This window comes from Bartonella sp. AD328YNZD (genome assembly GCF_042196425.1).
The window spans coordinates 1-3,715 of sequence record NZ_JBHIQG010000244.1 but is presented as its reverse complement, the minus strand read 5'-3'; the positions used below and the strand labels follow the sequence as shown (position 1 = coordinate 3,715).

The 3,715-nt window shown below is 37.6% G+C and carries 3 protein-coding genes and 1 pseudogene; all 4 read left to right on the top strand.

Annotated elements, in window-relative coordinates; genetic code table 11:
• A partial coding sequence (locus tag ACFIO3_RS10005; protein ID WP_375704392.1) for a glutathione S-transferase family protein occupies positions 1-216 on the top strand: 216 nt, incomplete at its 5' end.
• 552 nt (positions 217-768) lie between these two features.
• A pseudogene (locus tag ACFIO3_RS10000) lies at positions 769-949 on the top strand (integrase); the annotation flags it as partial.
• 1,116 nt (positions 950-2,065) lie between these two features.
• The gene (dapB, locus tag ACFIO3_RS09995) at positions 2,066-2,878 is read left to right on the top strand and encodes a 4-hydroxy-tetrahydrodipicolinate reductase (protein WP_375608501.1); all 813 of its coding nucleotides are present in this window, start codon (positions 2,066-2,068) and stop codon (positions 2,876-2,878) included.
• 28 nt (positions 2,879-2,906) lie between these two features.
• Complete coding sequence (locus ACFIO3_RS09990) at positions 2,907-3,527, top strand: 2,3-bisphosphoglycerate-dependent phosphoglycerate mutase (protein WP_375608500.1); 621 nt, start codon at positions 2,907-2,909, stop codon at positions 3,525-3,527.
• The last annotated feature ends 188 nt before the right edge of the window (positions 3,528-3,715 follow it).

The window sequence follows — 3,715 nt, the reverse complement described above, 5'->3', positions numbered from 1 at the left end:
GATAGCTTAGTGGGTTCTACCTTGTCCTATGCAGACCTAGCAGCCGCAGCCTCTATTTCTGTACTTGACTTTCTAGGAGAAATTGACTGGGAACAATCTCCTGCTGCCAAAGACTGGTATATGCGAATTAAATCACGTCCTTCTTTTCGTTCTCTTTTAACAGATCGCGTCCGCGGAATCGTTGCAAGTACTCACTATGCTGATCTTGATTTCTAACCACCTTTCACCAACAAAAGTAAAAGCGATATTTTATCTAAAGGATACTTCTAGGTTTATAAATTTTTATGCATATGTACAAACAATGCAATAATACATTGATTTATAGTCTTACTTGAAAAGAGAATAAGACGCCACCATGATATTTTCTCAGTTCAAAACTCCTTATAATGCATCAAAAAAAATCACTTTCTCGTCCTGTTACATAAAAAATCAGCACAAGGAAAAAAAGGATTTTTAAATACTCTAGTTAAAAACAAGAGCTGTAGCACCATTGCAAGTGTGGTCAGTAACATAACAATACTTAGGCATGCTATTCTCTATTCTGCTCAATATATGAAAAAGTGCATTGCATAGCATGCCTATTATTTACTCTATAAAGCGTTGATTTATAATCATAATTCTCTGTCTTGTATGTTGAATTAGAATCCCGAATATCATAGGATTCTCTCATCCCAAACCTGTTCCATGTTGAATCAATCAAAACTATTCGCTTGCACGTTACAAGCGGGGTTAGCGTGTAGATAAAAAACTATTAAGAAAGGACTAAAAATGCCTCTTATGAACCGTCTTAATGCAAAATCTGTTGCAACATTGGAAGCTGGCAAAATGTGTGATGATGCCGGCTTGTTATTTCATAAGCGTAAAGATGGGAATGCTCAATGGATTTACCGTTATACTATTCACGGGCGATCACCGTAAAATGGGCTTGAGAGTGTTGAGAGATGTTTCTTGCTCTATATTGATCTCCTCCCCACACCTAAAAGAACGGATATTCCTACCAGCCACCGGACTATCAACAATCCAGCTTCTCACGGGCAAATTCCACCTCCTGACCACTCATGCGGTTCACTTCATAGGCTCTACAGGCAAGTCCTACCCCTGAACACTGATCACGATATCTAAAAAACACTTAATATGTAAAGCTTTTCATACCTTATATCACCGCTCTAAACAACAGGGTTGTAGGGCATAATAGGATAAAAAAACCGCCATGCGTCTTTACAACATAACAATTTTTTTAACTGACTTCCTTAAAAGGCAAAGAATCCGATTAACTCCCGTGTATAAACAATTCGACTTCTTATTGATCTCTTGTTTTTGCCCCCTTTTATGTGATTTTATTTATAAGATAACAGATTAATCTACAATATAAATAATCGCTTTTTTAACTTGAATCATGAACCTCAAATACTTTTTTCCCATTACCCGCCTCACATTTGCATCAATCAAAATCTTTTTCTTATGCGTTGCAAATGGGATTAGCGTATGGAAAAAATATTAAAGAAAAAATAAAATAAAAATACCGATGAATTGTTTCAAATGCCAAGAGCTGTTGCTACATTGAAGGCTAGCAAAGTACATGATAGTGCCTATTTTCTCTTTTATGAAGCATAAAGACCGTAGTGCAGAATAGACTTTATATTATTCATGGAAGCTCTCTCATTATACTCTTCACAAGCACTATCATAAAATGAGTTTAGAAGCATTGAGACACATTTTTTTAAAGCAAGCGCATAAATTGACAACATAAGCATATTTATTTTAGGGTATCTTGTTTGCATGAGGGACGTGCCCCCATTAAAGAACGCGAGATACAAAAGCGTAAAGTAATGCGTAATCTCCATTAGAGCTTTATAAGCAAGCCTTACCTAGAAATATCCACCACGCGTTGTAACAAAAAATATCTCTCTATAAATTTATAAATCTTATATCACGGTCGTGTTTTTACAGCACAAAAAATAAATTAAAGTAGAAAAATTTTTTTCTATAAACAAAAAGAACCGTTGGAAAGAAAGTAAGAATTTGCCTATACTACGCGCAGTCAAAGTATCATAAGGAGACAAAAATGCGCCTTACAGTTGTTGGTGCGAATGGGAGAATGGGGCGTGAACTCATTACAGTAATCGAGCATAGGAAAGATGTAGAGCTTTGTGCTGTTCTTGTACGTAAAGATTCACCTTTTGTAGGAAAAGATGCGAGTACATTAATTGGTTCAGATTCTCTTGGGATTCTCATCACTGATGATCCCCAAAAGGCCTTTTCTAACACAGAAGGTATTTTAGATTTTTCACAACCACAAGCCAGTATTCTTTATGCTCACTATGCTGCTCAAAAAGGTCTTGTTCACATTATTGGCACCACAGGATTTAGCAAAACAGAAGAAGAAAAAATTGCGAATTTTTCGAAATATACAACAATTGTCAAATCCGGCAATATGAGTCTTGGAATAAATCTTTTAGCCAACCTTGTAAAGAAAGCCGCTAAAACGTTAGAAACCGATGATTTTGATATCGAAATTTATGAAATGCATCACGCTAACAAAGTTGATGCCCCTTCTGGAACAGCCCTTCTTCTTGGACAAGCTGCCGCTGAGGGTCGCAATGTTATGCTTCAAAATGTGCGTGTTAATGAACGCAATGGCTATACAGGTAAACGCAAAAAAGGTACCATTGGCTTTTCCTGTTCACGTGGTGGAACAGTTGTTGGTGAACACAGTGTCATTTTTGCCGGTTCCAATGAGCGCATTATTCTTTCACATACAGCGCAAGAACGCTCTATCTTTGCCAATGGCGCATTAAAAGCAGCTTTGTGGGCAAAAAATCATGAAAACGGTCTTTATTCAATGCTCGATGTTTTGGGATTGAACAATGAATTTTAAACGATCAATGTAACGTAGGAAAATCATAATGGGACGCACACTTGTACTTATCCGTCATGGACAGAGTGAATGGAATCTCAAAAATCTTTTCACCGGTTGGAAAGATCCTGATTTGACAGAAAAAGGTCACGCAGAAGCAATAGAAGCAGGAAAAAATCTTAAAGCAGCTGGTTTAAAATTTGATATTGCTTATACGTCAGCCTTACAGCGCGCACAAAAAACGGCTAGGCATATTTTAGAGCAAATGGGTCAATCTGACTTGCAATTGATAAAGACCCCTGCATTAAATGAACGCAATTATGGTGATCTTGCAGGTTTGAATAAAGATGCAGTGCGTCAACAATGGGGAGAAAAACAAGTCCAGATCTGGCGCCGCTCCTATACAACTGCCCCCCCGAATGGAGAAAGCCTCCGCGACACCGGTGCACGCATTTGGCCTTATTATCTTTATCATATCCAGCCTCATATTTTGCGCTCTCAAACAGTTTTGATCGCAGCGCATGGAAACTCTCTTCGTGCTCTTATGATGGCACTTGAAGATCTAAATGGCGAAGAAATTATATCTCAAGAATTAGCGACCGGCATTCCTATTATTTACACATTTAATCCCGATTCAACCATTTCATCAAAGACAATCATCACATCTTAAACTTCTAAAATCATGATCTCCTTCACACAAAAAATTTAATGCTATCGTTTTAAGCTGAAAAAATAAATTCTATAATTTTATTGACAGAACTGCTTCACAAGCTTAGATGAATTTTATGAGCCCAGATGGCGGAATTGGTAGACGCGCAGGTTTCAGGTACCTGTGCCGTAAGGCGTGGAGGTTCGAGT

Excerpts from the sequence above, each read along its gene's own strand:
- dapB (WP_375608501.1), top strand. The coding sequence starts at position 2,066 with ATGCGCCTTACAGTTGTTGGTGCGAATGGGAGAATGGGGCGTGAACTC.
- ACFIO3_RS09990 (WP_375608500.1), top strand. The coding sequence starts at position 2,907 with ATGGGACGCACACTTGTACTTATCCGTCATGGACAGAGTGAATGGAAT.